This is a genomic window from Stenotrophomonas sp. PS02297 (genome assembly GCF_029959705.1).
Classification (GTDB): Bacteria; Pseudomonadota; Gammaproteobacteria; order Xanthomonadales; family Xanthomonadaceae; genus Stenotrophomonas; species Stenotrophomonas nitritireducens.
The window spans coordinates 16,954-41,832 of the sequence record NZ_JASCOS010000022.1 but is presented as its reverse complement, the minus strand read 5'-3'; the positions used below and the strand labels follow the sequence as shown (position 1 = coordinate 41,832).

Annotated in this window: 21 protein-coding genes; 8 read left to right on the top strand and 13 right to left on the bottom strand. The window is 68.4% G+C overall.

Annotated elements, in window-relative coordinates; translation table 11 throughout:
- Positions 1-466 precede the first annotated feature (466 nt).
- Positions 467-973, top strand: coding sequence for a PadR family transcriptional regulator (locus QMX80_RS07190; RefSeq protein WP_055766191.1), 507 nt, complete (start codon positions 467-469; stop codon positions 971-973).
- Positions 974-1,053: 80 nt separating this feature from the next.
- Positions 1,054-1,845: a siderophore-interacting protein gene (locus QMX80_RS07185; protein ID WP_282276156.1), complete on the top strand. Its 792-nt coding sequence runs from the start codon at positions 1,054-1,056 to the stop codon at positions 1,843-1,845.
- 140 nt (positions 1,846-1,985) lie between these two features.
- On the opposite strand, the gene QMX80_RS07180 is transcribed toward QMX80_RS07185, so the two are convergent.
- Positions 1,986-2,777: a hypothetical protein gene (locus QMX80_RS07180; protein ID WP_282276154.1), complete on the bottom strand. Its 792-nt coding sequence runs from the start codon at positions 2,775-2,777 to the stop codon at positions 1,986-1,988.
- Between the two features lie 105 nt (positions 2,778-2,882).
- On the bottom strand, positions 2,883-3,947 hold the full coding sequence (locus QMX80_RS07175) for a linear amide C-N hydrolase (protein WP_055767337.1): 1,065 nt from the start codon (positions 3,945-3,947) through the stop codon (positions 2,883-2,885).
- A gap of 178 nt (positions 3,948-4,125) precedes the next feature.
- On the opposite strand from QMX80_RS07175, the gene QMX80_RS07170 reads away from it, so the two are divergent.
- A complete protein-coding gene (locus QMX80_RS07170) occupies positions 4,126-4,437 on the top strand; it encodes an I78 family peptidase inhibitor (RefSeq protein ID WP_282276152.1) in 312 nt (103 codons plus the stop codon).
- A gap of 105 nt (positions 4,438-4,542) precedes the next feature.
- Positions 4,543-4,944 carry a hypothetical protein gene (locus QMX80_RS07165; RefSeq protein ID WP_055766202.1) on the top strand — a complete coding sequence of 134 codons (402 nt, stop codon included), beginning with the start codon at positions 4,543-4,545 and terminating at the stop codon, positions 4,942-4,944.
- 115 nt (positions 4,945-5,059) lie between these two features.
- Here QMX80_RS07165 and QMX80_RS07160 read toward each other — a convergent pair whose 3' ends face one another.
- Complete coding sequence (locus tag QMX80_RS07160; protein WP_273080921.1) at positions 5,060-5,740, bottom strand: YceI family protein; 681 nt, start codon at positions 5,738-5,740, stop codon at positions 5,060-5,062.
- A gap of 90 nt (positions 5,741-5,830) precedes the next feature.
- Positions 5,831-6,421, bottom strand: a complete 591-nt coding sequence (locus QMX80_RS07155) for a malonic semialdehyde reductase (RefSeq protein WP_055766205.1) — start codon at positions 6,419-6,421, stop codon at positions 5,831-5,833.
- 130 nt (positions 6,422-6,551) lie between these two features.
- Here QMX80_RS07155 and QMX80_RS07150 point away from each other — a divergent pair, with 130 nt between their 5' ends.
- Positions 6,552-7,526: a mitochondrial fission ELM1 family protein gene (locus QMX80_RS07150; RefSeq protein WP_055766208.1), complete on the top strand. Its 975-nt coding sequence runs from the start codon at positions 6,552-6,554 to the stop codon at positions 7,524-7,526.
- Positions 7,527-8,229: 703 nt separating this feature from the next.
- Positions 8,230-8,784, top strand: coding sequence for a queuosine precursor transporter (locus QMX80_RS07145; RefSeq protein WP_282276147.1), 555 nt, complete (start codon positions 8,230-8,232; stop codon positions 8,782-8,784).
- Between the two features lie 284 nt (positions 8,785-9,068).
- Here QMX80_RS07145 and glnE read toward each other — a convergent pair whose 3' ends face one another.
- From glnE to QMX80_RS07130, 3 genes are all read right to left on the bottom strand, one after another.
- Positions 9,069-11,882 carry a bifunctional [glutamate--ammonia ligase]-adenylyl-L-tyrosine phosphorylase/[glutamate--ammonia-ligase] adenylyltransferase gene (gene glnE / locus QMX80_RS07140; RefSeq protein ID WP_282276145.1) on the bottom strand — a complete coding sequence of 938 codons (2,814 nt, stop codon included), beginning with the start codon at positions 11,880-11,882 and terminating at the stop codon, positions 9,069-9,071.
- Positions 11,883-11,930: 48 nt separating this feature from the next.
- Entirely contained in the window at positions 11,931-13,508 is a 1,578-nt protein-coding gene (locus tag QMX80_RS07135) for a tetratricopeptide repeat-containing sulfotransferase family protein (RefSeq protein WP_282276144.1), read from the bottom strand.
- 180 nt (positions 13,509-13,688) lie between these two features.
- Positions 13,689-16,835, bottom strand: a complete 3,147-nt coding sequence (locus QMX80_RS07130; RefSeq protein WP_282276143.1) for a TonB-dependent receptor — start codon at positions 16,833-16,835, stop codon at positions 13,689-13,691.
- Positions 16,836-17,842: 1,007 nt separating this feature from the next.
- On the opposite strand from QMX80_RS07130, the gene QMX80_RS07125 reads away from it, so the two are divergent.
- Entirely contained in the window at positions 17,843-19,357 is a 1,515-nt protein-coding gene (locus tag QMX80_RS07125) for an acetyl-CoA hydrolase/transferase family protein (RefSeq protein WP_282276142.1), read from the top strand.
- Positions 19,358-19,426: 69 nt separating this feature from the next.
- On the opposite strand, the gene QMX80_RS07120 is transcribed toward QMX80_RS07125, so the two are convergent.
- From QMX80_RS07120 to QMX80_RS07105, 4 genes are all read right to left on the bottom strand, one after another.
- Entirely contained in the window at positions 19,427-19,765 is a 339-nt protein-coding gene (locus tag QMX80_RS07120; RefSeq protein ID WP_055766227.1) for a YegP family protein, read from the bottom strand.
- Positions 19,766-19,894: 129 nt separating this feature from the next.
- Positions 19,895-20,155, bottom strand: coding sequence for a GIY-YIG nuclease family protein (locus QMX80_RS07115; protein ID WP_282276141.1), 261 nt, complete (start codon positions 20,153-20,155; stop codon positions 19,895-19,897).
- Between the two features lie 18 nt (positions 20,156-20,173).
- Entirely contained in the window at positions 20,174-20,617 is a 444-nt protein-coding gene (locus QMX80_RS07110; RefSeq protein WP_282276140.1) for a hypothetical protein, read from the bottom strand.
- Positions 20,618-20,768: 151 nt separating this feature from the next.
- Positions 20,769-21,842 carry a 3-deoxy-7-phosphoheptulonate synthase gene (locus QMX80_RS07105; RefSeq protein ID WP_055766238.1) on the bottom strand — a complete coding sequence of 358 codons (1,074 nt, stop codon included), beginning with the start codon at positions 21,840-21,842 and terminating at the stop codon, positions 20,769-20,771.
- A gap of 307 nt (positions 21,843-22,149) precedes the next feature.
- Between QMX80_RS07105 and trxC the strand changes: the two genes are divergently transcribed.
- A complete protein-coding gene (gene trxC, locus QMX80_RS07100; RefSeq protein ID WP_282276137.1) occupies positions 22,150-22,596 on the top strand; it encodes a thioredoxin TrxC in 447 nt (148 codons plus the stop codon).
- 89 nt (positions 22,597-22,685) lie between these two features.
- Here trxC and groL read toward each other — a convergent pair whose 3' ends face one another.
- A complete protein-coding gene (gene groL / locus QMX80_RS07095; protein ID WP_055766244.1) occupies positions 22,686-24,332 on the bottom strand; it encodes a chaperonin GroEL in 1,647 nt (548 codons plus the stop codon).
- Between the two features lie 59 nt (positions 24,333-24,391).
- Positions 24,392-24,679, bottom strand: coding sequence for a co-chaperone GroES (locus tag QMX80_RS07090; protein WP_055766247.1), 288 nt, complete (start codon positions 24,677-24,679; stop codon positions 24,392-24,394).
- Positions 24,680-24,879 lie beyond the last annotated feature (200 nt).

Genomic DNA, 24,879 nt, shown 5'->3' with positions numbered 1-24,879 from the left:
CACCCGTAGAGCGGGGCAACGCCCCGCTGGGGCATTACCTGCGAAGGCCCCGCCGGGCGCTGCCCGGCGCTACAGAACACCGTGTTGCCTGTAGAGCGGGGCAACGCCCCGCTGGCGCGTCACCGGGGAATCCCCGCCGGGCGATGCCCGGCGCTACAGAACACCGTGTTCCCTGTAGAGCGGGGCAACGCCCCGCTGGAGCTTCACCGGGTAAGCCCCGCCGGGCGATGCCCGGCGCTACAGAGCGCCGTGTTCCCTGCAGAGCGGGGCAACGCCCCGCTGGGCATTACCTGCGAAAGCCCCCGCCGGGCGATGCCCGGCGCTACAGAACATCGCCAGCCACGCGGCAACGCTGGCATGGCGGCAGGTCAGGGCGATGACAGCCGCCTGACTGTCGTTTCCAGCCGGGTTTGCATGCCAGTCGTTTTCGATATATCGTTTTGCGCAAATTCGATATATCGAAAACATGACGCCCGCACTCCCGCCACCCTCCCGCCAACGCCCCGCCGCGCGCCCGCTCGGCCGCGGCGACCTGCGCCTGCTGCTGCTGTCGCTGCTGGCGCAGGCGCCGCGCCATGGCTACGAGCTGATCCAGCTGGTCAGCGACATGTTCATGCGCGTGTACACGCCCAGCGCCGGCTCGGTGTACCCGCTGCTGGCCGATTTCGAGAAGCAGCGCTGGGTGGCCGCCGAGGAGGACGGCGGCCGCAAGCGCTACCGCATCACCGCGATCGGGCAGGCACAGCTGAAGCTGCGCGAGGCCGAGGTGGAAGCGGCGCAGCTGCGCGCCCGCCACAGCGCGCGGGTGATCGCCCGGGCCAACCAGCCGCCGGCAGTGCGCGAGGCCATGCACCGGCTCAAGCAGGCGCTGGTGCTGCGCAACGGCCGCTGGGAGGACGCCGACACCGAACGCATTGCCGCGCTGCTGGACCAGGCCGCCGCGCTGGTGCGCCAGGGCGGCACCGACGCCTGACCCCTTTCCCACGACCCAGCCAGACGCCTCCAGCCAGGTCACCCCCGGCGCCCCCGCGCCCACTGACCCCAGGTACTTCCATGTCACTGCACGAAAACCGCACCCTTCGCCTCACCCCGCGCTTCCGCCAGCTGCAGGTACTGCACAGCGAGCGCCTGACCCCGAACATGCAGCGCATCGTGCTCGGCGGCGACGAACTGGCCGGCTTTGAAAGCCCGGCGCCGGATGACCACGTCAAGCTGTTCTTCCCCAACGCCGAGGGCGTGTTCGTGCTGCCGGAGCTGACCGCTTCGGGCCCGCGCTACCCCGAAGGGCAGGCGCCCTCGCCCGCCCGCGACTACACCCCGCGCCACCATGACGCCGACGCCGGCGAGCTGGTGCTGGACTTCGTGCTGCACGGCCATGGCGTGGCCTCGACCTGGGCGGCCAACGCGCAGGTGGGCGATGCGCTGGTGGTGGCCGGGCCGCGCGGCTCGCACCTGGTGGCCGACGACTACGACGCCTACGTGCTGATCGGCGACGAGACCGCGCTGCCGGCCATCGCGCGGCGCCTGGCCGAGCTGCCGGAACACGCGCAGGCCGAGGTGCTGATCGAGATTCCCGAGGAAGGCGACCGCCAGCCGCTGCCCAGCGCCGCGCAGGTGCGGGTGTCGTGGCTGGAGCGCAACGGCTTCGACGCGGCCAGCAGCACCCTGCTGGAGGATGCACTGGTGGATTTCGAGGCGCCCGACGGCGATGCGTATTACTGGATCGCGCTGGAATCGCGGCGCGCGCGAATGATGCGCAAGTTCGTCGAAGGCCACCTGCAGGTGCCCAAGGACTGGATCCGCGCCACCGGTTACTGGAAGGCGCATCCGGACGAGGCGGAGTAAACCGCCGCCGCCACGCGGGCGCTCCACACACGCCGCGACGACCAGCGCGCCACGCCTGCCCCACTCTCACGGATGCGGGGGCAGCCCGGCGGGTTGGCCGGTGAAAGGCGGCGCGCCCTGCGGCGCGACCGCCCCGCTCCTTACAGCGCGGCCCGGCCCTTGCCGAACAGCCAGGTGACGCCCAGCATCGGCCCGCTCTGGCTGAAATCCAGCCGGCGGCCATCGTCGCGGTAGTCCACGCTCAGGTGGCGGTAGCCCAGCGAGACATGCAGGTCCTCGCGCGCGGCGTAGTTCACCGCGCCCAGCAGCTGCCAGGTGGAGCGCGAGCCCACGCCGAAGCCGCCGGTATCGGCGTAGACGAGGCTCGACCAGCGCGGCGCCAGCGACTGCCGCCAGCGCGCGGCGAGGATCGGGTCGACGAAGGAGGAGTTGGAATCCGCCCGGGCCAGTCCCGGCACCTCGGCCGTGGCCTTGATATCCCAGCTGCGCAGGCCGCCCATCAGGTCGACGCTGGCGGTCTCGCTGGGCGCCCAGTTGTAGCCGCCGGTCAGGGTCAGCGAGGTCTGCCGCACCTTGGCCTGCGCCGGCAGGCCGATGGGCAGCGTGCCCTTGCTGGAGACCGCCGCGTGGCTGAAATCGGCCTGCAGCACGAACCGGTCCCTGCGTGCGGTGCCGGTCACGAACGCGGCGGCGTCCAGGTCGCTGAGCAGGTCCGAGAACCGACGGTCGACGTGCACCGAAGGCGCGCCCTGGAACGGACGCACCTGGCCATCGAGGCCGGTCATCCAGACATAGGGGGTGACCTGGAAGCGCCAGGCATCGGCGCCCGCATCCTGGGCATGGGCGGTTGCGGCGGCGCTCAGGCCGGCCAGGGTGCAGAGCGCCAGCGCGTGCGTGCGCGGGGCGGCGTGCCGGGAAAACAGTTGCAGCATGGTGGGTGTCTCTCCAGGTGTTCCGCCACCGCGACCGGTGGCGTGCGCATTGTGCGCATCGCGCGATGGGCGTGGAAACCGCAAGCGGCTTCCACGCCGCCGGCATCAGATGCCGAGGAAGCGGAACGGCGCGGTTTCCTTGAACTGCGCGCTGGCCTCGCCCGAATGGATGGTGCGCTGGAAGCGGCCCAGGTCCAGGCGCCGGGTCTTGCCGCTCTGCGCGGAGAAATCGATCTTCTTCAGGTCCACCCAGAACACATTGGGCGCCAGCGCCGATTCGAAGAAGTACAGCCGGCGCTTGTGGTCGGCCACGGTGCGCCAGCGCGTGGAGGCGATGTTGGGCTGGTCGGGCGTGGTGATGCCGTAGGGCACCGACACGTTGCGGATCACGCTGAAGGCCGAGGCGATGGCTTCGACCGGGTCCTCGGACCTGGGCAGTGCGTTGACGTAGAACGAGGCCCGCGCGAAGCGGTCGGCGGCGCGGTTGGTGCCCGGCAGCATCACGGTGCCGCCGATCGCCTGCCAGTACTTGTCCAGCGCCAGCTGCTCCTCGAACACCGGCGAATTGGTCATCACCTGGTAGTCGCGGCTGTGGTGGATGACCTGCCGGCCCTTGATGTACTCGATGATGGCGCTGTCGCCGCTGGCGTCGGACAGGGACAGGTGCAGCGTGGCCAGGCGCTGCTCGCCCGGCGCGCTGTCGGTGACCAGGGTGAACGGTTCGCTGGACAACGCCTTCACCGCTTCGTCCACGCTGGCGAAGCTGTCGAGCATGTACTGCGCCCAGGCGGCGATGCTCAGGCCCGGCTTGCCGCTGTCGCGCTCGGGATACTCCGATTCGGCCAGCCACAGGATGTTGGCCACCAGCCCGGCCTCGTTCATGCCGTCGGTGGTGGAGAAGTCGTAGGCGCCGGCGATCACGCTGCCGTAGCGCGAGGTCCATTCCAGCGAGCGCGGCCCGGCCTCGCCGTTGCGCTTCATCCCGCGCGGGAAAATCCACAGGTGGGTATCGGTGTCGACCTTGTAGTCCATCGAGCGGCCGGTGATGACCTGGCCGTCGGCGCCGTGGTAGACGAAACGGGTGCAGGCGTCGGCCTCCTGGCCCAGCGCCAGGCCGCCCACGACCAGGGCGATGCAGGCGGCGATGATGGATTTCCCCGGATTCTTCATGAGATGGAACTCCTTGTCGGTGCGGTTGCGGGTGGTGGATCCGGGCAAGCCTAGCAACCTCCACCGGCCAGCGATGATGAAAACCGGCCGTTCCAGGCGCGCAGCGTGACCCCCGTCACCCATGCGGCAAGCCCGGCCCCGGCTGCTATGCTTCCGGCGGTTCATCCGGTCCCATGCCATGACGCCCCATTTCTTCCGCCACTTCCGCCTTCCCGTTGCCGCCGTGCTGCTCGCTGCCGGCCTGGGCGGGTGCCTGACCACGCCTGGTCCCACCGTATCCGGCGACGGCCGCTGCGATGCCTCGCAGTCGCAGTGGGCGGTCGGCCAGCCCGGCGACGAGGCGAACATCCGCCGCCTGAAGCAGGAAAGCGGCGCCGGCCTGCTCAATCCGATCGGCCCGGCCACCGTGGTCTCGCGCGACATCCGCCAGGACCGCCTGCGCGTGTTCCTCGACGCGCACAACATCATCACCGCGGTGCGCTGCGAATAAGCCACTCCGCTGCGAAAATAACGACGCAAGGCCCGCTCATGGCGGGCCTTCGCGCATGGGCGATGCGACAATCGCGCCCCCGGTCATGATGGAACAGGCGGCAACGTGGGCAAGCTGACGATGGCGGCAATGGAAACCCTGCGCGAACGCGTGGCCGATGACGGCCGCTGCGATGCGCTGCTGGCGGGCTTCGAGCGGCCGCAGGCGCTGCGCGAGCCGCTGCGTGCGCTGGTACAGGCGCAGCAGCAGCTGCTGCAGGCCGAGCATGAGGTCGCGCAGGTGGCCGATGTGCTGCGCCGCGACCAGAAATACGCACCGGCCGGGCGGCCGTCGATCCATATCGTGCAGCTGCGCAAGCAGCAGGCGGCGGCCAAGCAGGTGATGCTGATCGCGCGCCAGCGGCTGGCGCAGGTCGCGCAGACCTTCATGCAGGCCAGCGGGCTGGCGGTGAAGGCGAAGCAGTCGCCGAGCGAAGCCGTCGCGGCGTGGCTGCAGGCGCTGCGCTGATCCGGCGACGCCGGTCTGCGAAGCGACCCCGCTTCGCGACCGCCCTGAAAAGCAGAAGGCCCGCCGATGGCGGGCCCTCGCTTGTTGCGCCCGGGCGACGCGCCCGGCGCCGGAATTACTCGGCCTTCGGGATCGAAGCTTCGGTGGTGATGCGCACCTTGACCTCGTCGCTCACCGCCGGGGCGTAGGCGCCCACGCCGAAATCGCTGCGCTTGAGCGTGGTGGTGGCGTCGAAGCCCACCGACGGCACCTTCATCATCGGGTGCTCGCCGGCACCGTTGATGGTCACGTCCAGGGTGACCGGCTTGGTGGTGCCCTTGACGGTCAGGTCGCCGGTGACGGTCAGCTTGTTGGCACCGGCCGCTTCGACCTTGGTGCTCTTGAAGGTGGCGGTCGGGAACTTGGCGGCGTCGAAGAAATCGGCGCTCTTCAGGTGTTCGTCGAACTTGGCGGTGAAGCTGTTCAGGCCCGACAGCGGCAGGGTCACCTCCACGCTGGACTTGGTGACGTCGGCGGCGTCGTAGACCAGGGTGCCGTCGGCCTGGCCGAAGTGCGCGCTCGGGTTGGAGAAGCCCATGTGGCTCCACTGCACCAGCACGTCGGTGTGGCTCGGGTCGAGCTTGTAGGTGCCGGAGGCGACTTCGATGGGCGCCACTTCCGGGGCGGCCGGGGCAGCCACTTCGGCCGGAGCGGCGGCGGTGGTGTCGGCCGGGGCGGCGGTATCGGCCGGCTTGGAGCAGGCGCTGATGGCGGCGGCCAGGGCCAGCGGGAGCAGCAGCTTGGTGACGGTGGACATGGGTGTCTCCTGTGGATGCGGATGAGAGAGCTGGAGCGTTTTCAGCTTAACGGTGCCCCGGGGAGAACGGGCGCCGGGTGGGAACAGCGGTCAGGCGATGCGCGCGGCTTCGTCGAACGGCAGGCGCGGCAGGCGCGGGAACACGCCGGCCGGATCGCCATAGCCGAGGTTGACGAGGAAATTGGACTTGATGGCGGTGCCGGCGAAGAAGGCTTCATCGACCTTGGCCGGGTCGAAACCCGACATCGGGCCGGCCTCCAGCCCCAGTGCGCGAGCGGCCATCATCAGGTAGGCGCCCTGCAGCGTGCCGTTGCGGAAAGCGGCCTCGTGGCGGCCTTCGCGCGGGCCATCGAACCAGGACTTGGCGTCGGTGTGCGGGAACAGGTACGGCAGCTTTTCGTGGAAATCCTCGTCGTAGCCGACGATCACCGTGACCGGCGCGGCCATCGTCTTGGCCAGGTTGCCCTCGGACAGCGCCGGGGCGAGCTTCTGCTTGGCCTCGGCCGATTTCACGAACACGAAGCGCGCCGGCGTGGAGTTGGCCGCGGTCGGGCCCCACTTCAGCAGTTCGTACAGCGCGCGCAGCTGGCTGTCCTCGACCGGGCGGTCCTGGAAGGCATTCTGGGTGCGTGCGGTGCGGAACAACTGGTCGAGCGCGGCGTCGGCAAGAACGTCAGACATGGAAACTCCGTGATGGATTGGCTACGGTCGTGGCCTTGTGCGGGAAAGCCCCGGACAATGCCACCGCAGCAGAGGGCGCAGTGTAGGGCGTCGCGACTGTTGCAACACCAGGCCTCACTGAAACGAATTAATGCCATACGCGAAACGATCGACGCTCCCCTGGACGATCACCGACGGCCGCGCCGGCAACGTGCGCCAGGCCGTGGCGTTGGCATCGGCTCTGCGCCTGGGCGGGCAGCAGCGGCTGCAACTGGAGCCGCACGCCCCCTGGCGCTGGCTGGCGCCGCGCGCCCTGCCCGGGGCCGTGCGCGGCTTCGGCGAGGCCTTCGAACGCCTGGCCACCGGGCCGGCGCCCGCGCTGGCGATCGGCTGTGGCCGCCAGGCCGCAGGCGCACTGCGCGTGCTGGGCCGGCAGGGTACGCGCACGGTACAGATCCTCGATCCGCGCATCGGCGCCCGCCACTGGGACCTGGTGGTGGTGCCCGAACACGACCACCTGCGTGGCGGCAACGTGCTGACCCTGCTGGGCAGCCTGAACCCGGTGACCGACGACTGGCTGGCCTGCGGCCGCGCCGCGTTCGCCAGCTTCGAGCGGCTGCCCGGCCCGCGCACCGCGCTGCTGGTCGGCGGCCCGACCGACCATGCCAACTGGCAGCAGAAGGACATCGTGCCGCTGCTGGCCGAACTGGCCACGCGCATCCGCGCCGAGGGCGGCAGCGTGCTGGCCACCACCTCGCGGCGTACCCCGCGCGCCGTGACGCAGGCGCTGCTGCGCGCCTTCGACGACGTGCCCGGTGTGATCTGGAGCGATGGCGGCGACGGCAGCAACCCCTACGCCGGGCTGCTGGGCTGGGCCGACCGCGTGCTGTGTACGCCGGATTCGGTGAACCTGCTGTCCGAGGCCTGCGCCACCCGCGTGCCGGTGGGCGTGCTGCTCGGCCAGCGCGCGCAGGCGCGCATGCAGCGCTTCCAGCGCGCCCTGCGCGAACGCGGGCGCCTGCTGGACGGGCTGGACGCGCTGGAGGCCGACCGGCAACAGGACATCGAACCGCTGCGCGAGACCCCGCGCATCGCCGCCGAGGTGAAGGCGCGGCTGGGCTTGTAGATGCAAAGCGCCTCCTGCAGGCGGCTCTCCCGGTAAGCCGCTCCGGGTACCCTCGCCCTGTAGAGCGGGGCAAAGCCCCGCTGGGGCATCACCGGCCAGGCCCCACCGGGCGTTGCCCGCGCTACAGACCATCGCCATCTTGTAGAGCGGGGCAACGCCCCGCTGGGGCATCAGCGGCCAGGCCCCGCCGGGCGTTGCCCGGCGCTACAGACCAGCGCCACCTTGTAGAGCGGGGCAACGCTCCGCTGGGGCATTACCAGCCAAGCCCCGCCGGGCGTTGCCCAGCGCTACAGACCATCGCCACCTTGTAGAGCGGGGCAACACCCCGCTGGGGCATCACCGGCCAGGCCCCGCCGGGCGTTGCCCGGCGCTACAGGCGCCTCACCTTCCGGAACGATGGCCTCCGTAGGCGCGGACGTGCCCTTCAATACATTCCGGCCGGCCATCGAAAGATATCCGCGGCCTCCGCTCCCACTGGGCCCGGCACAACCAAATCGCAGACACGCTCAAGAAATACCCTTCTCCAGACATACCCGCCCCAGTGCCGGCACCGGGCCGAGGGCTGCCATGCCCAGGTGCCGCACGGTGAAGGGCCGTACAGGCGTCGCGTTTACAATGGCCGCCCTCGCGCCTGCCGGTTCCGGCCTGGCCGCCTTCCTTTCCGTCATCGCTGCGCCCCGGGCGCTGCCGCCCGTCGTCCGCCATGTCCCAGCATCCATCGATCCGCTTCGCCCCGCTCACTCCCCTGTCGCTGCTGCTGGCCGTGCTGGCCATGGGCACGGTGGTGCTCGGCTCGAACGTACTGGTGCAGTACCCGATCAACGACTGGCTGACCTGGGGCGCCTTCAGCTATCCGGTCGCGTTTCTGGTCAGCAACCTGATCAACCGCCGCTTCGGCCCGCAGGCCGCGCGGCGCGCGGCCTGGGCCGGTTTCGCGGTGGCGGTGGTGCTGTCGGTGTGGGTCGCCACCCCGCGCATCGCGATCGCTTCGTGCATGGCCTTCATCTGCGCGCAGCTGCTGGACATCACCGTGTTCGACCGGCTGCGCAGCGGCAACTGGTGGCGCGCTCCCTCGGTGGCCACCACCTGCAGCGCGACGCTGGATACGGCGATTTTCTGGTCGATCGCCTTCGCCGGCTCGTCGCTGCCGTGGGTAAGCTGGGCGGTCGGCGACTGGGGCGTGAAGCTGGGCATCGGCCTGTGCCTGCTGGTGCCGTTCCGCGCCCTGTTGTGGAAGATGGCGCCGGCGCGGATGTAAGCGCGGCGCCCCTGGTTCAACACCTGTCTGCAGGAGCGCGCAGGGCGCTCCTGACCATCAAGCCAGCGCTGAAACGAACCGCTTCGCCGTCGTGGGTTTGCGGGTTTTGTAGTGGGCGCCGACTGTTGCCCGGCACTGTTTGACCGCGCAGTGGAAGCTACGGCCCCGCGTCTTCCTGCAGATGCGCATTTCAGTGCGCGCGGAGCTTCACCGGGAAAGCCTCATCGCGCACTGAAGTGCGCTCCTGCATCCGCCTTGCGTCACCGCAGGCCTGGGCCGCCGGCTCAACGCGCGCCCGGCTCGAACGGCAGCCCCTGCACGACCGCCGCGGCAGTGATCGCCGCGCAGGCGGTTTCGATTTCCGGCGTGGGCACGGTAATGCGCGGACGCCGGTCCAGGGTGCAGGACAGGCCGGCATCGAGCAGGGTGGCGTGGGCGTCGTGCAGAACGCTGGCGGTTTCGGCCGACAGCCAGTTGCTGGCGGCCAGGGCATCGATCAGGCACGGCGTTTCGCGCGGCCCGCACAGCGCCGGATCGCGTGCCGCACCGGCCAGTACGCCGGTCTGCAGCAGGAATTCCAGGTCCACCAGCCCACCGGCGCCCTGCTTCAGGTCCAGCCGCGCCGCATCGCTGCGGTCCAGTTCGGCGCGCATCCGCGCACGCATCTTCAGTACGTCGCCGAACAGGGTGTCCGCGTCACGCGTGCGCCCCAGCGTGGCGCCGCGCACCTGCTCGAAACCGGCGAGCAGGCCGGCGTCCCCGGCGACGCCGCGGGCGCGCACCAGCGCCTGGTGCTCCCAGGTCCAGGCGCGCTCGCGCTGGTATTCGGTATAGCTGGCCAGCGAGGACACCAGCGCGCCCTTGCCGCCATCCGGGCGCAGGCGCACATCGATGTCGTACAGGCGCCCGGCGGCAGTGACCGCCGACAACAAGGCCATCACCTTCTGCGCCAGCCGCGCGAACCAGCGGCTGCTTTCCAGTGGGCGCGGGCCGTCGCTTTCCTCCGCCTCGCGCGGGTGGTCGTACAGGAACACCAGGTCCAAGTCCGAGCCGAAGCCCAGTTCCAGCCCACCCAGGCTGCCGTAGCCGATGATGGCGAAGCGCCCGCCCGGCACCTGCCCGTGCGCGGTCGACAGGTCGGCGCGCACCATCGCCAGCACGGCGTCCACCACGGCGTCGGCCAGCTGCGCCAGCTGCCGCGTGCAGTCCACCGCGCGCTGGCGGCCATCGTGGAAGGCCAGCGCCATGCGGAAGCTCAGCGCCAGCCGCACTTCGTTGAGCGCACGCAGCGCCGCTTCGGGGTCGTCGATCGCCAGCGCCGTGGCACAGGCATCGCGCATTTCCTGCGCGTCCGGCAACGGGCCGGCCACGCGTGTATCCAGCAGTTCGTCCAGCAGCAGCGGGAACGCCACCAGCCGCTCGGACAGCAGCGCGCTGCGCGCCAGCACGTTGACCAGACGGGTCAGCGCGCTGGGCTGTTCATCGAGCAGCGCCAGGTAGCTGGTGCGGCGCAGGATCGCCTGCAGCAGGCCGAGTACGCGGCGCAGCGCGGCGTCGGGCTGCGGCGAGCGGGTGGCGGCATGCAGCAGCGCCGGCAGCACCCGGTCCAGGCGGGCGCGCGCGGCATCGGACAGCGATTTCACGCCCAGCGACTGCGCGAACTCGCGCAGCGACTGATCTGCGCCATTGGCGTCGGCGAAACCGGCTTCGGCCAGTACCACGGCATCGCCGCCGTCGGGCAGCACGCGCCAGTAGCTGGACAGGGCATCCGGTGCGGCCTGGCCGCGGCGCGGCGCGAGCAGCGCGGCGAATTCGGTGCCCACGCGCTGGCGCTGTTCGTCCAGCACGGCCAGCAGGGCGTCCCAGCCGGCGTACCCCAGGCCCAGCGCGATGCGCTCGCGGTCGTCCGCGTCGGCCGGCAGGCGATGGGTCTGTGCGTCGCGCAGCATCTGCAGGCGGTTCTCCAGCCGGCGCAGGAACCGGTACGCCTCCATCAGCGTGGCGCCGTCGGCCGCATCCATCTGCCCGGACTCCACCAGCGCCTGCAGCGCCGGCAGCAGGCGCCGCTCGCGCAGCGCCGGCTCGCGGCCGCCGCGGATCAGCTGCAGCGCCTGGGCGAGGAACTCGATCTCGCGGATGCCGCCCGGCCCGCGCTTGATGTCGTCGAAGCGGTCGCTGCGCGCAACCTCGGCGGTGATGGCCGCCTTCATCTCGCGCAGGCCGTCCAGCGCGGTGTAGTCCAGGTAGCGGCGGTAGACGAACGGCCGCAGCGTTTCCAGCCAGGCCTCGCCGGCGGCGATGTCGCCGGCCACCGTGCGCGCCTTGATCCAGGCATAGCGCTCCCAGTCGCGGCCCTCGCGCTGGAAGTACTGGTCCATGCCGGCGAAGGACAGCGCCACCCGCCCGGCGCTGCCGAACGGGCGCAGGCGCAGGTCGACGCGGTGGCAGAAGCCATCGGCGGTGGTCTCGTCCAGCAGCCGCGCCAGGCGCTGGCCGAGCCGGGCGAAGTATTCCTCGGCCGCCAGCGACCGCGCACCGTCGGATTCGCCGGCCTGCGGATAGGCGTAGACCAGGTCGATGTCGGAAGAGAAGTTCAGCTCGCCGCCGCCCAGCTTGCCCAGCCCGAACACCACCAGCCGCTGCACGCTGCCGTCCTCGGCGCGCACCACGCCGTGGCGCTGGGCGAACTCCTGCTCCAGCGCGGCCAGCGCCAGCTGCAGGCAGTCCTCGGCCAGCCGCGTGGCGCCGAGCAGGGTGGCATCCACGTCGTCCAGGCCATTGACGTCGCGCCAGACCAGCCGCGTGGACGCGGCGGCGCGGTAGCGGCGCAACTGCGCGGGCCAGGCGCTGGGGTGCAGCGGGTCCAGGACCGGAGGCGGCAAGGGGTCGCCCTGCGCCAGCGACGCCAGCAGCCCGGGTTGCCGGCACAGGGTATCGATGGCGAAATCGCTGGCCAGCGCCAGACGGCGCAGGCCGGCTTCGAAACCGGGCGACTGCGGCCATTGCGAAGGATCCGGCGCGGCCAGCTTCAGGCGGGCGATGGCGCGGTCGAGCAGCGGGGCAAGGGTATCGGGCAGGTCGGCGGGCGGAATCGTCATCCGCGGATTCTGGCATCGCAGCCGGGATGCGTGGAATCGGCGGGCATCTCAGGCGTCGATCTTGATGCCTCCCGCCTCCAGCAGGGCACGTAACGGACCGAGCTGCGCCTCATAGCGCTTCCAGCGCTGCAGCGACGAACGGAACATCGGGGACCGCACCTGTACCGCGCTGGCGGTGGACACCGGGGATGCATTGTCCTGGAAGCGCAGGCAGGCCTCGTCCCAGGACAGGCCGCAATGCGCCAGCAAGCGCCGGGTGACCGCTTCCTGGTTGTCCACCAGGTCTTCGTAATCGATCTGCAGGATGCGGCCGGGCATCGTCCGCTCCCAATGCCGCATCAGCCGGTCGAACAACAGGTAGTAGCGGCCGGTATCGAGCAGATCGAATGAATAGTCGTAGTACGGGGAGGCCAGCGAGAACAACTGGCGGAAATTGCCCAGGCAGGTATCCATGGCGCCCCGGCGCAGGCAGACGATGCTCGCGTTCGGCAGCGCCCGCGCGATGTGGCCGGCATAGAGGAAGTTGTGCGGCAGCTTGTCGACGAAGCGCGGTTTGCCGCCGGTCAGGGTGCGCGTCCCTTCGATGTACTCCCTGCCCAACTGCGCCCAGTCCAGCCTGCAGGAGCGATGCAGGGTATCCGTGTCGGTCAGGGCAGGCGTGGCGCTCCCGCTGGCGCGTTTGACCATCAGGGGGAAATTCTCCAGCTCGCCCGCAGAATGCACCTGGGGATGGCAGGACAGGATGCGCTCGACAAGGGTGGTGCCACTGCGCGGCATGCCCATGACAAAAACCGGCGCGACGGACGGGTCGCCGGCCACTTCATCCTGGGGCGGCAGCGGCATTTCCATCAACGCATCGAAAAGCTGCCTGTCGCGCTCGAACGAATAGCGGCGGCCGAGCCTTCCCCTGCGCTTGCCCTCGGCCAGGTGTTCGAACGCCGGCTGGTACTCGGCCAGTCCCTCCAGCTCCCGGGCCAGCGCCAGGTGCAGGAACATCGCCGCTTCGTCATCGGCCTGGTGCACGGACAGCAGCTTGCGCATGAGCGCGACATGATTGTCCTGCGGCGTCGGGCGACACAGCTGCGCGAGCATCAACCACGCCCTCCAGAAGCCGGGATTCAGGCGCAGGCATTCCAGGCATTGGCGTTCGGCTCCCTCAAGGTCGCCAACGGCCATCAGCGCGACCACCAGATTGAAGCGGTAACCCGCCGATCCAGGCGCCAGCTCGACGGCGCGGGCGAATGCAGCCGCCGACTTCTCCTGCACATGGGCGCGACCGTAGATCGTGCCCAGCCTTGCCCATACCATCGCCTCGGCGGACCCCAATGCATACGCCTTGTCGGCGGCGGCTACCGCTTCGCGGACAAGCCAGCCGTCGAGGAAGGCGCGCGCCAGCTCCAGCCAATGTTCCGCACGCGCCGGATCCAGGGCCGTCGCCCGCCGCAGATGATCGATGGCCGGCCCGCTCTGGCGCAGCCGCGACGCCGCCACGCCTGCGATGAAATGCACGTTCGCGTCGCCAGGCCTCGCCTGCAGCAGGCGCGCGCTCAGCTCGCGCGCAGGTTGCCATTGCGCACGGTTCATCGCCGCGGCGGCATCGGCATACAGTTTTTCCAGTTCGTTCATCGGGCGTCCTCGACGGTCGCGGGCATCATGTCAGGGACGAGGCGGCACGCGCCGCACTGCGGACCGGCCGGATGCGGAAATCCAACACCAGCATGCGGCGCAGCCGCGCGTCCCGGGATGCGGAACAAAAGGCCGGCCCCTCGCGGGGCCGGCCATAGCCTTGCGGTAGCGATTGCTGGATCAGTAATCGTAGGACAAGGTGAACATCATGTAGCGCGGGGTCTGGAAGGACCGGATGTACCCATAGGTATTGTTCACCGTGTACGAAAGCGCCGGGCTGCCGCCGTTGTCGGCCATTGCGGTGGTCTCGAAGGACGTCGGTGTCTGCGAATTGAACGCATTGAACAGGCTCAGATTCAACGCCATCTTGCCCTCGAACACGCTGGGCTTCCAGGTCACGCCGAAATCCCACTGGTGGGTCCACGGCATGAACTTGGAGCCCGGCGGATACGGCTGGCCGAAACAGGTGTGGTAGGACGAGCGGTAGCCCACCGGATCGGCATCATCCGACGCCTCGTCGAGGCTGCCGTCGGGGTTGTAATAGCCGAAGCAGCTGAGCGGCGAGCCGGACATGATGCGGCCGTTGGCGCTGACCGACCACTGGTCGTTGATCGCATAGCTGCCATGCAGCTTGATCTGGTGGCGGTGGTCGTTGGCCAGGTAGCCATCGGCGTACGCCATGATCTCGGCCACGTCCCAGTTCTGCGAAGTCGACACGCCGTTGTCGTGCGAATCCGAGCCCTGGCCGGTATCCGAGTTCGCCGGACCTTCGGTGTTGCCCTGCAGCTTGCTGTACACGTAGTCGATGCGGCCTTCCCACTTGCCGTCGAACGGATGCTCCAGGTACAGCTCGACGGCCTTGTAGGTGCGCTTCATCGGCGACGGCCAGCCCCAGTCGGCCGCACTCATCTTGACCTGCCTGTACTGGCCGTTCTGCGAATAGCCGTACGGCGAGTTGGGATCCTCGGAGATTCCCGCGAACGTGAACGTGTTGCCGCTCGGATTGGCCAGGTGGCAATATGGGCTGGCCCACAGGGAGCCGTCGTTGTCGTCCTCGTAGAAGTAGCCGAAGTTCGAGTCCGAGGTGAAGGTCATGCCAGCCTTGTCACCCAGGCGATACGGATCGCAGATATCGTCCACGGCCTGCTTCAGGTCGCGGTAGACCGCCTTGGCGCCGTAGGTCCACTTCTCGCCGAGGGTCTTCTCGAAACCCAGCACGAACTCGTCCTGGTACATGCTCTTCAGATCGGTGGCGGTCACCGTCTTGGGATCCACCGGCGAACCGTTCTCGCCATTGGCGACCAGGTGGTTGTACTGGGTCAGCCCGGTCGGCACGCCCGTCACCGGGTCGATGCCGGTATAGCGGTAGTAGTCGATGGTATAGGTCGAGGAGCCCGCGCCGCGCACGGCCACCGCGTTGGGCAGGGCCAGGAAGTAGCGGCCCGCGTTGCCGAACACCTTCAGGCTGGAGTCGCCGAACACGTCCCAGGCAAAGCCGATGCGCGGTGCCCACTGGTCGCCGCTTTCCACGTAGGCCTGGCCGGCGCCGTTGTAGTTGGTGAACTTGTCGTTGCGCAGGCCCAGCGAGAGCAGGAAGTTGTCGCTGATCTGCCAGTTGTCTTCCAGGTAGTAGGCATTCTGCTTCAGCGACATGTTCGTGTTGTTGTCATACACGAACTTGCGCACGTAGTAGTTGTTGCCCGAACGGCTGTAGCGCCAGTCGTCCGCCAGCTGGTGCTGGCCTTCGTTCTCGGCCTCGAACTTCATGTTGTCCACGCCGAAGGTCAGCGTGTGCTTGCCCACCACCCATTGCAGGTCGGCGCGCAGGCCGGAGCTGTCGTCGACGGCGTCCACGCCCTGGACGGTATAGGAGCCGGCCTGGCCGGTGATGGGCTTGCCGCCGGTGATGGCCGGGTTCTGACCGGTCAGCGCGGTGGTGATCGACGGGATGCCCGCCATGGCGGCCGGCGAGATGGAACGGTAGCGCTGGCGGCTGCGGCCGTAGGTGGCCTCAAGGGTGAGGTTGTCGTTGAGATAGCCGGTGTACTTGAGCACCGACATGTTGAACTTCAGCGAATCCGGGGCCACGGCCTGCTGCAGGTCCGGACGCTGCTCGCCGACGGAATTGTTGGCGAAGTCGTAGTCGTAGACATTCCTGCCGTCACGGGTCCGCTGCCCCATGTAGGTGTACTCGAGCAGGTGGTCGTCGGTGATGTTCCAGTCCAGGTTGACGTAGAGCTTCCAATCGTTGGTATGGCTCTTGTCCCAGGTTCCTTCCGCCGCCTGCGGACCGGTACCCTGCCCGGTATCGGTCAGGGTCGATTCGGCAGCCGCGAAGCCGAACAGCCTGTCCTTGACCAGCGGGCCGCTGACGTAGGTGCTGTACACCGTATCGGAGCGCTCGAAGTCGCCATTCTTGCGGCTGGCCAGCGTGCCGGCGATGCTGGGATCGGCCCAGTGGTACTGGCACTGCTGGTCGCCAGCGGAACCGCACGCCTGGGGCAGATTGGGATTGGAATTGAACCCCGAGAAGTCCATGTCCGGGTAGTTGCGGTCCGGGTAGTCGCTGCGCCAGGCCTTGGGCCGGATCGCGATCTGGGCGCCGAAGTGGACATCGTTGCCGCCGCTGGCGCCGACCTGGCTGATGACGCCGCCGGCCGAACGCCCGTACTGCGCGCCGTAGCCGCCGGTCAGCGTCTGCTGCTGGGCGATGGCGCCCCACGGCAGGCTGTAGCCGCCAACGTTGGTCATCGGGTTGCCGATGAAGAAGCCGTTGATGTAGTAGGCATTTTCCGCCACCGACGAACCGCCGAAGGACACCGCGTTGCCGAAGTAGCGGCCGTTGCCGGCTGCGGCGCCCGGCGCCAGCAGGGCAATGGCTTCCACCGAACGTGCGATCGGCAGGCGTGCCAGCTGTTCAGCGGTGATGACGGTGCGGGTGTCGGTCTGGGTGACGTCGATCTTCGGCGCACTGGCAGCGGTGACGTTGACCGTCTCCAGCGTGGCCGCGTCGCTGCCGAACGAGACGTTCGCGCCGGACCCGATCAGCACCGTCACGCCGCGCTGACCCAGGGTGTTGCCGTTGCTGTCCTTCACGATGACGGTGTAGTTGCCGCCGGGCAATGCACTGAGGTTGTACTTGCCTGCGGCGTCCACCGAAACCGTGCGGGTGACGCCGTTTTCGCCGGAAACGACGATCGTGTGGCCGGCAGGGGCACTGCCGTAGATGGTGCCGGTGGTGCTCTGCGCTTGCACACCGCCGGCGACGCATAACCCCAGCGCCAGGCTCAGTGCACTGCGTCGTATGACTTTCGACTTGCGATTCATTTCCGTGCTTCCCCTCTTTGAATTAGAGATAGACCACATGACAAAACCGTCAGCCGCTTGCAGACCTTGCTGGAAACAAAACAAACCCTGAACCATCGGCTAACGACAACTTAATGCAGCCCTTGCAAAAAGGTCCACACTTCACCCCCTGGATTTTTGTGTCGATTTGTATCGACACGTGACATGGCCAGCCATTCATCGGTTCGATGCGGAGACCCTTCACGACGCCTTCACAAAATCTTCATGACACCTGCGTACCGCCGTGGCTGCGACGCGTAGTGCCTGAAGGACTGCCCGCGCCGCGCCTTCGCCCACCCCGCATCGGCGCGGCCCGGCTGCGCGGACGCGCGATGCATGTCGAGGGACATATCGGGGCCACGGGGGGATGCCGGCACGGCGCCGGTCAACCACCGATCCGATACCGGGACAGGACGTTGCGATGGCCTGCGGCATCGCCACCGCGCGACGCAAGGCGACGGCCGCGAGGGCGCCGCCCTCACCAGGATGATCCGCGTAGTCCGCTCGTCTGCCCGCGTGCACGCACGCCGGGAGCGGAATGCCGGCAACCCCATGCTGCAAGGGCCACTGCAGGGCGGCAGGCGAACTCTCCGGCGCAGCGCAGCTGCGGGGGGCGGAGGCCACGCATCCCCGCGGTGCCTTCCATCGGGCCGCACGGCCTGTTCCGCGATGACGCGGAACGGCCAAATAAAAAGCCCGCTGGCAGCGAACTGCCAGCGGGCTTTGCTCCCTCCCCCACGTCGGGATGCAGGGCGATCCTGCGGGGTCGGCGGGCAAGTTGCACGCTGCAGTGCAAAAAAAGCGCCAGGAGCGGTTTTTGACATCGCGCCGCGATGGCCCGAAGGGCATCGGCCATGGATGGCAGACGCCAGACGGCAGCCGCCGGTCCAGAAGATCCGGGCCGGATATTGCCATCCCACGAAGGTAGAACACCCTCCCCGGCCGTCATCCGGGATAATCGACCATTCCCACAAGCAACCGTCGTCTCCATGTCTGTCGAACGCATCCTGGACCCGCGCCTGCGCGAGCGGGTCGTCTCCGCCGAGCAAGCCGCCACGCTGATCCAGCCGGGCGAGACCGTCGCCATGAGCGGCTTCACCGGTTCGGGCTACCCCAAGGCGGTGCCGCAGTACCTGGCCCGCCGCATCGAGCAGGCGCATGAGCGCGGCGAGGAGTTCCGCATCAACCTGCTCACCGGCGCCTCCACCGCGCCGGAGCTGGACGGCGCGCTGGCCAAGGTCGACGGCATCGCCATGCGCATGCCGTTCCAGAGCGACCCGGACGCGCGCAAGCGCATCAACGCCGGCAAGCTGGACTACTTGGACATCCACCTCTCGCATGTCGCCCAGCACGTGTGGTTCGGTTTCTACAACGAGATCGACACCGCGGTGATCGAGGTCTCGGCCATCCATGCCGACGGCGCGCTGGTGCCCTCCACCTCGGTGGGCAACAACAAGACCTGGCTGGACCTGGCCAAGAAGGTGATCATCGAGGTCAACCAGTGGCAGCCGCTGGGCATCGACGGCATGCACGACGTCTACTACGGCACCGCGCTGCCGCCGCACCGCAAGCCGATCCCGCTGGTGCGCGGCGACGACCGCATCGGCCAGACCACGCTGCACTGCGATCCGGACAAGATCGCCGCCGTGGTGCTCACCGACGCGCCGGACCGCAACAGCCCGTTCAACCCGCCCGATGCCGACAGCCAGCGCATCGCCGGGCACCTGATCGAGTTCCTCAAGCATGAAGTGGCGCGCGGCCGCCTGCCGGCCAACCTGCTGCCGCTGCAGTCGGGCGTGGGCAATATTCCCAACGCGGTGCTGGCGGGGCTGGCCAGCAGTGGTTTCCGCGACCTGGAGGCCTTCACCGAGGTGATCCAGGACGGCATGCTCGACCTGCTGCGCAGCGGCGTGCTGCGCTACGCCTCCTGCACCGGCTTCGCGCTGAGCCCGGCGGCAAGCGAGGAATTCATGCGCGACATCGACTTCTACCGGCAGCGCATCATCATGCGTTCGCAGGAAGTCTCCAACCACCCGGAACTGGTGCGCCGGCTGGGCTGCATCGGCATGAACGGCATGATCGAGGCCGATATCTACGGCAACATCAACTCCACCCATGTCATGGGCAGCAGCATCATGAACGGCATCGGCGGCTCGGGCGACTTCGCCCGCAACGGCTTCCTGTCGATCTTCCTGAGCCCGTCCACCGCCAAGAACGGCACCATTTCCTCGATCGTGCCGATGGTCAGCCATGTCGACCATACCGAGCACGACGTGGCGGTGGTGGTCACCGAACAGGGCCTGGCCGACCTGCGCGGCCTGCCGCCGCGCGCCCGCGCACGCACGCTGATCGACAACTGCGTGCATCCGGATTTCCGCGACCAGCTCAGCGACTACTTCGAGCGCGCCTGCCGCGACAGCTACGGCAAGCACACCCCGCACCTGCTGCCCGAGGCACTGTCCTGGCACCAGCGCTGGCTGGACACCGGCACGATGAAGGCCTGAGGCTTTCCGCCGCCACGATGCATGAAGCCCGGGACTCCCGGGCTTCATGCGTTTTCAGGCGTGCGCTGCTCAGTCGGCGGTCTTGTCCCTGAGCGCCTGGGTCGGGCCGTTGGCCTTGACGCTGGCGATGCCGGCCTCGCGCCCGGCCTGCGAGGCATACAGCTGGCTGCTGCCGATCACCTGGTGGTTGGCCGCCTTGAGATTGAAGTGATGGCGGCCGTCGCTGGCCGTCTTGCGCTCGTAGCGCGCATCGTCGGGACTGTTGGTCCGTACCGAGGCGATGCCGTTATCGGCCGCCGCCCGCGTGGTATAGCGCTCGCTGGTCAGGATGACCTCGGCATTGCCTGCCTTGAGCACGAAATAGAACTGCCCGTCACTGCTCCGGTGCAACTCGAACCAACCCTTCATCGCGTTTCCCCGCTGCTGAGGTTGCCGGTGCGCGACGGCCGGTTTTCCGCTGCCGTCCCACCCCGGCCGGAGGCCCGAAAACCGGGCCGCTGGGCCGCGCAGCCGCCGCGGCCATGACCCGAATCTACCTCATTGGCCGCCGTGTTCCAGCCAGGCCAGCTTGCGGTCGCGGGGTTGCCGCTTCAGCTGCCACTCGGCGCGCGACGCGGCGGCGCGGTCGGCGTACTCACGCACGCCGAGGATGCGCAGCGGCGGGTGCGCGCGCGTATAGCGCGCGCCCTTGCCCGCCGCATGGGCCTGGAAACGGGCCTGCACGTCGGTGGTGATGCCGGCGTAATAGCTGCCGCCGCTGCATTCGAGCAGGTACAGGAACCAGGTGCCGGCAGCCACGCTACGACCGTTCGCGGTTTACAGGCTGGCGGCGTCGGCGATCTTGCACATGCCCTCGCCTACCGCCTTGTTCGAGGTCATCTGCCCGCCCTTGATGCTGAAACGCACTTCCACGCGGATGCTGCCGTCGTCCTGGCGGCGCACGGTGGTGCGCAGCGGCACGGTCGAACCGCCACCACCGCGCACCGGGTTCTCGGCGGCGATGTAGCCGGTGCGCTCGTTCGGCGAGATCGATACCATGCCCTCGGCCTCGATCGCGGCGACGGTCTTGCGGAACGCTTCGGCGTAACCCACGCCTTCATGGTCGGTCGATGCCAGGAACTGCTTGCCGGTGGTGAAGCCACCGGTCACCGAAAGATTCTGCAGGCAACCGCTGCCCGAGTCCTGGACCTGCTTCTTGGCCATCGCCAGCCCCGGCACCAGCATCAATGCCATCGCAGCGGTGCAGCTGAGGGTACGCATCACTTCCTTCTCCCTTGTACGGTGAGTCATCGGCTTCCTGCCGGGCGGGACGCGCACGCCTCTCCAGACAGCAGGCGGGAGGCATCGCGCCTCCCGCCGCGTAAGCTAACGTGGACCGGCCAGTGCATGCCAGTGCAGGCGTCACATCCGATCAGGCGGCGGCTTCCAGCCGCGCGCGGCGACGCATGCGCACCGCTTCGGCCAGGCGTTCGAGCACCTGCACGGTGCTGTCCCAATCGATGCAGCCATCGGTGATGCTCTGGCCATAGACCAGCGGCTGGCCTTCGACCAGGTCCTGGCGGCCGGCGACGAGGTGGCTCTCGATCATCACCCCGACCACGCGCGATTCGCCTGCTTCCAGCTGGCCGGCGATGTCGTCGATCACCTGCGGCTGGTTCTCCGGCTTCTTGCTGCTGTTGGCGTGGCTGGCGTCGATCATCAGCCGCGCCGGCAACTGCGCCTTGCCCAGCACCTCGCTGGCCGCCTGCACGCTGGCCGCATCGAAGTTGGGCAGCTTGCCGCCGCGCAGGATGACGTGGCAATCCGGGTTGCCGCGGGTGGCGACGATGGCGGTGCCGCCCTCCTTGGTGACCGACAGGAAATGGTGCGGATGCGAGGCCGCGCCCACCGCGTCGGCGGCGATCTTCACATCGCCGGTGGTGCCGTTCTTGAAGCCCACCGGGCACGACAGCCCCGAGGCCAGTTCGCGGTGCACCTGGCTCTCGGTGGTGCGTGCGCCGATCGCGCCCCACGCCACCAGGTCGGCGATGTACTGCGGCGAGATCACGTCGAGGAATTCCACGCCCGCCGGCAGGCCCAGTTTGTTGATGTCGCGCAGCAGCCCGCGCGCCACGCGCAGGCCCTTGTTGATGTTGAAACTGCCATCCAGGTCAGGATCGTTGATCAGCCCCTTCCAGCCCACCGTGGTGCGCGGCTTCTCGAAGTACACGCGCATGACGATCTCGAGTTCCCCGCCGAGCGCGTCGCGCAGCGGGCGCAGGCGCTGGGCGTAGTCCATCGCCGCCGCCGGATCGTGGATCGAGCAGGGGCCGACCACCACGGCCAGGCGGTCTTCCTGGCCGTGCAGGATGCGGTGCAGCGCGGCGCGCGCATCGGCCACCGTCTGCGAGGCCTGCTCGTCGCAGGGCAGCAGCGAGATCAGGTGGGCCGGCGGGGTCAGCGGGTCGAGCCTGCGGATGCGAAGGTCGTCGGTATGGGGGGGCATGTGGAGTTCTCCGGGTCGTTTCGTGTGGGGGTAGCCCCGGCGATGGCGGCATTAAAAAAGCCGCCAGGTTCGCTGGCGGCTTTTCGGGAATGCGTCTGAAGTTTCTTCAGGGTGAGCGCAGTCCTTCCTCCGCCAGCGGCTTCGGAAAGTAGTACCAAAAGTAAAAGCGGGCGCAGGCTGCGTTCATGGGTTGCATTGATAACACGGTTTTTTGTGCGATGCGACAGTTTCAGCCGCAACCGGGATTCACTGCCGCCGCGCGATACTTGTCCGCATCGCCACCGCCAGCATCCGTGCGAGAGCCAGAATGAACACCGACGACCTGCTGCAGATCGCCTGTCCGCACTGCAACGCCATCAACCGGGTGCCGGCCGCGCGGCTGGGCCAGTCGCCCGCCTGCGGACGCTGCCATCGGCCGCTGTTCGCCGCCGCGCCGGTCGCGCTCGACGCCGCCGCGTTCGACGCGCATGCGCAGCGCTCGCAGCTGCCGCTGCTGATCGATTTCTGGGCGGCCTGGTGCGGCCCCTGCCGGCAGATGGCGCCGGAGTTCGCCAGGGCAGCCGCACAGCTGGAGCCGCAGGTGCGCCTGGGCAAGCTCGATACCGAGGCCGAACCGGCCCTGGCCACGCGCTTCGGCATCCGCAGCATCCCGACGATGGTGCTGCTGCAGGGCGGCCGCGAGCTCGCGCGCCAGTCCGGCGCCATGCCGGCCGCCGCCATCGTGCAATGGGTGCGCCAGCACCTGCCGCGCTGATCCACGCGCAACGGCATGCTGGAAAACAGAAACCCCGCCTCGCGGCGGGGTTTCTGCATGCAACAGGCAGCGGTGAGGCTGCGGCGGACTTAGAAGTCCATGCCGCCCATGCCACCCATGCCGCCCATGCCACCGGCAGCGCCGGCCGGCTCGTCCTTCTTCGGGGCCTCGGCCACCATCGCTTCGGTGGTGATCATCAGGCCGGCGATCGAAGCGGCGTTCTGCAGCGCCGAACGGGTCACCTTGGTCGGGTCCAGGATGCCGAACTGCAGCATGTCGCCGAATTCGCCGGTGGCGGCGTTGTAGCCGAAGCTGCCGGTGCCTTCCTTGACCTTGTTGATGATGACCGACGGCTCTTCACCGGCGTTGGCGACGATCTCGCGCAGCGGGGCTTCCATGGCGCGCAGGGCGATCTGGATGCCGTGGTTCTGGTCTTCGTTGACGCCCTTCAGGCCGGCCAGCGCGGTGACCGCACGGACCAGGGCCACGCCGCCGCCCGGAACCACGCCTTCTTCGACGGCCGCACGGGTGGCGTGCAGGGCGTCGTCGACGCGATCCTTCTTTTCCTTCATTTCGATTTCGGTCGAAGCGCCGACCTTGATCACCGCAACGCCGCCGGCCAGCTTGGCCACGCGCTCCTGCAGCTTCTCGCGGTCGTAGTCCGACGAGGTGTCCTGGATCTGGGTCTTGATCTGGGCCACGCGGCCTTCGACGTTGGCCTTCTCGCCCATGCCGTCGATGATCGTGGTGTTCTCCTTGGAGACCTGCACCTTCTTGGCGCGGCCCAGGTCCTTGATGGTGGCCTTTTCCAGCGACAGGCCCACTTCCTCGGAGATCACGGTGCCGCCGGTCAGGATGGCCATGTCTTCCAGCATCGCCTTGCGGCGGTCGCCGAAGCCCGGCGCCTTGACGGCCACGACCTTGACGATGCCGCGGATGGTGTTGACCACAAGGGTTGCCAGCGCTTCGCCTTCGATGTCCTCGGCCACGATCAGCAGCGGCTTGCCGGCCTTGGCGACGCCTTCCAGCACCGGCAGCAGGTCGCGGACGTTGGAGATCTTCTTGTCGTGCAGCAGGATGAACGGGTCGTCCAGGTCGGCCGACTGCGCCTGCTGGTTGTTGATGAAGTACGGCGACAGGTAGCCGCGGTCGAACTGCATGCCCTTGACCACGTCCAGCTCGTTGTCCAGGCCCGAGCCTTCCTCGACGGTGATCACGCCTTCCTTGCCGACTTCCTTCATCGCGTTGGCGATGATCTGGCCGATCGACTCGTCCGAGTTGGCCGAGATGGTGCCGACCTGGGCGATGGCCTTGTCGTCGGCGGTGGGCTTGGAGATGTTCTTCAGCTCGGCGACAGCGGCCACGACGGCCTTGTCGATACCGCGCTTGAGGTCCATCGGGTTCATGCCGGCGGCAACGGCCTTGGCGCCTTCGCGGATCAGGGCCTGGGCCAGCACGGTGGCGGTGGTGGTGCCGTCGCCAGCGTCGTCATTGGTGCGCGAAGCGACTTCCTTCACCATCTGCGCGCCCATGTTCTCGAACTTGTCGGCCAGTTCGATTTCCTTGGCGACGGACACGCCGTCCTTGGTGATGGTCGGGGCGCCGAAGCTCTTCTCGAGCACGACGTTGCGGCCCTTCGGGCCCAGGGTGGCCTTGACGGCATTGGCGAGAATGTTGACGCCGCGCACCATGCGCGAACGGGCGTCTTCACCGAAACGGATATCCTTGGCAGCCATTGCTATACCTCAGTGGATCAGGGTTGTAAGGGGTCTTGCGAGTCGTTCGGGAACGCGGCTCAGCCGATGACGGCGAGCACGTCGTCCTCGCGCAGCACCTTGTACTCGACGCCGTCAGCCTTGTAGGTCGAACCGGCGTACTGGCCGTAGATGACCTTGTCGCCGACCTTCAGCGCTGAAGCGCGGACGCTGCCGTTGTCCAGCGGCTTGCCGGGGCCGACGGCCACGACTTCACCCTTGGTGGACTTTTCCTTGGCCGAATCGGGGATCAGGATGCCACCGGCAGAGACTTCCTCGGCTTCGATGGGCTTGACCACGACGCGGTCGTGCAGCGGCTTGATGCTCATGTGAGACCTCTTAAGTTGTTGATTGGTCTGGAAAGTCCGGCGGCCACCACCCCTGCCTTGCGGCAGCGGCGGCACCACGCGTAAAAACGCCCGTAGAACGGGCTTGGCTGGGAGATGGGGACCGCCGGAGGGCTTTCAAGGGGCTGGCGCAAACTTCCTCACGGCGGGGCAAGTTCCCCACCGCGGACCCAAAGAAAAGG

What these genes read in the sequence shown, in the direction of transcription:
- QMX80_RS07190 (WP_055766191.1), top strand. Translation starts at nt 467, where the DNA reads ATGACGCCCGCACTCCCGCCACCCTCCCGCCAACGCCCCGCCGCGCGC.
- QMX80_RS07185 (WP_282276156.1), top strand. Translation starts at nt 1,054, where the DNA reads ATGTCACTGCACGAAAACCGCACCCTTCGCCTCACCCCGCGCTTCCGC.
- QMX80_RS07180 (WP_282276154.1), bottom strand. Translation starts at nt 2,777, where the DNA reads ATGCTGCAACTGTTTTCCCGGCACGCCGCCCCGCGCACGCACGCGCTG.
- QMX80_RS07175 (WP_055767337.1), bottom strand. Translation starts at nt 3,947, where the DNA reads ATGAAGAATCCGGGGAAATCCATCATCGCCGCCTGCATCGCCCTGGTC.
- QMX80_RS07170 (WP_282276152.1), top strand. Translation starts at nt 4,126, where the DNA reads ATGACGCCCCATTTCTTCCGCCACTTCCGCCTTCCCGTTGCCGCCGTG.
- QMX80_RS07160 (WP_273080921.1), bottom strand. Translation starts at nt 5,740, where the DNA reads ATGTCCACCGTCACCAAGCTGCTGCTCCCGCTGGCCCTGGCCGCCGCC.
- QMX80_RS07155 (WP_055766205.1), bottom strand. Translation starts at nt 6,421, where the DNA reads ATGTCTGACGTTCTTGCCGACGCCGCGCTCGACCAGTTGTTCCGCACC.
- QMX80_RS07150 (WP_055766208.1), top strand. Translation starts at nt 6,552, where the DNA reads ATGCCATACGCGAAACGATCGACGCTCCCCTGGACGATCACCGACGGC.
- QMX80_RS07145 (WP_282276147.1), top strand. Translation starts at nt 8,230, where the DNA reads ATGTCCCAGCATCCATCGATCCGCTTCGCCCCGCTCACTCCCCTGTCG.
- glnE (WP_282276145.1), bottom strand. Translation starts at nt 11,882, where the DNA reads ATGACGATTCCGCCCGCCGACCTGCCCGATACCCTTGCCCCGCTGCTC.
- QMX80_RS07135 (WP_282276144.1), bottom strand. Translation starts at nt 13,508, where the DNA reads ATGAACGAACTGGAAAAACTGTATGCCGATGCCGCCGCGGCGATGAAC.
- QMX80_RS07130 (WP_282276143.1), bottom strand. Translation starts at nt 16,835, where the DNA reads ATGAATCGCAAGTCGAAAGTCATACGACGCAGTGCACTGAGCCTGGCG.
- QMX80_RS07125 (WP_282276142.1), top strand. Translation starts at nt 17,843, where the DNA reads ATGTCTGTCGAACGCATCCTGGACCCGCGCCTGCGCGAGCGGGTCGTC.
- QMX80_RS07120 (WP_055766227.1), bottom strand. Translation starts at nt 19,765, where the DNA reads ATGAAGGGTTGGTTCGAGTTGCACCGGAGCAGTGACGGGCAGTTCTAT.
- QMX80_RS07110 (WP_282276140.1), bottom strand. Translation starts at nt 20,617, where the DNA reads ATGCGTACCCTCAGCTGCACCGCTGCGATGGCATTGATGCTGGTGCCG.
- QMX80_RS07105 (WP_055766238.1), bottom strand. Translation starts at nt 21,842, where the DNA reads ATGCCCCCCCATACCGACGACCTTCGCATCCGCAGGCTCGACCCGCTG.
- trxC (WP_282276137.1), top strand. Translation starts at nt 22,150, where the DNA reads ATGAACACCGACGACCTGCTGCAGATCGCCTGTCCGCACTGCAACGCC.
- groL (WP_055766244.1), bottom strand. Translation starts at nt 24,332, where the DNA reads ATGGCTGCCAAGGATATCCGTTTCGGTGAAGACGCCCGTTCGCGCATG.
- QMX80_RS07090 (WP_055766247.1), bottom strand. Translation starts at nt 24,679, where the DNA reads ATGAGCATCAAGCCGCTGCACGACCGCGTCGTGGTCAAGCCCATCGAA.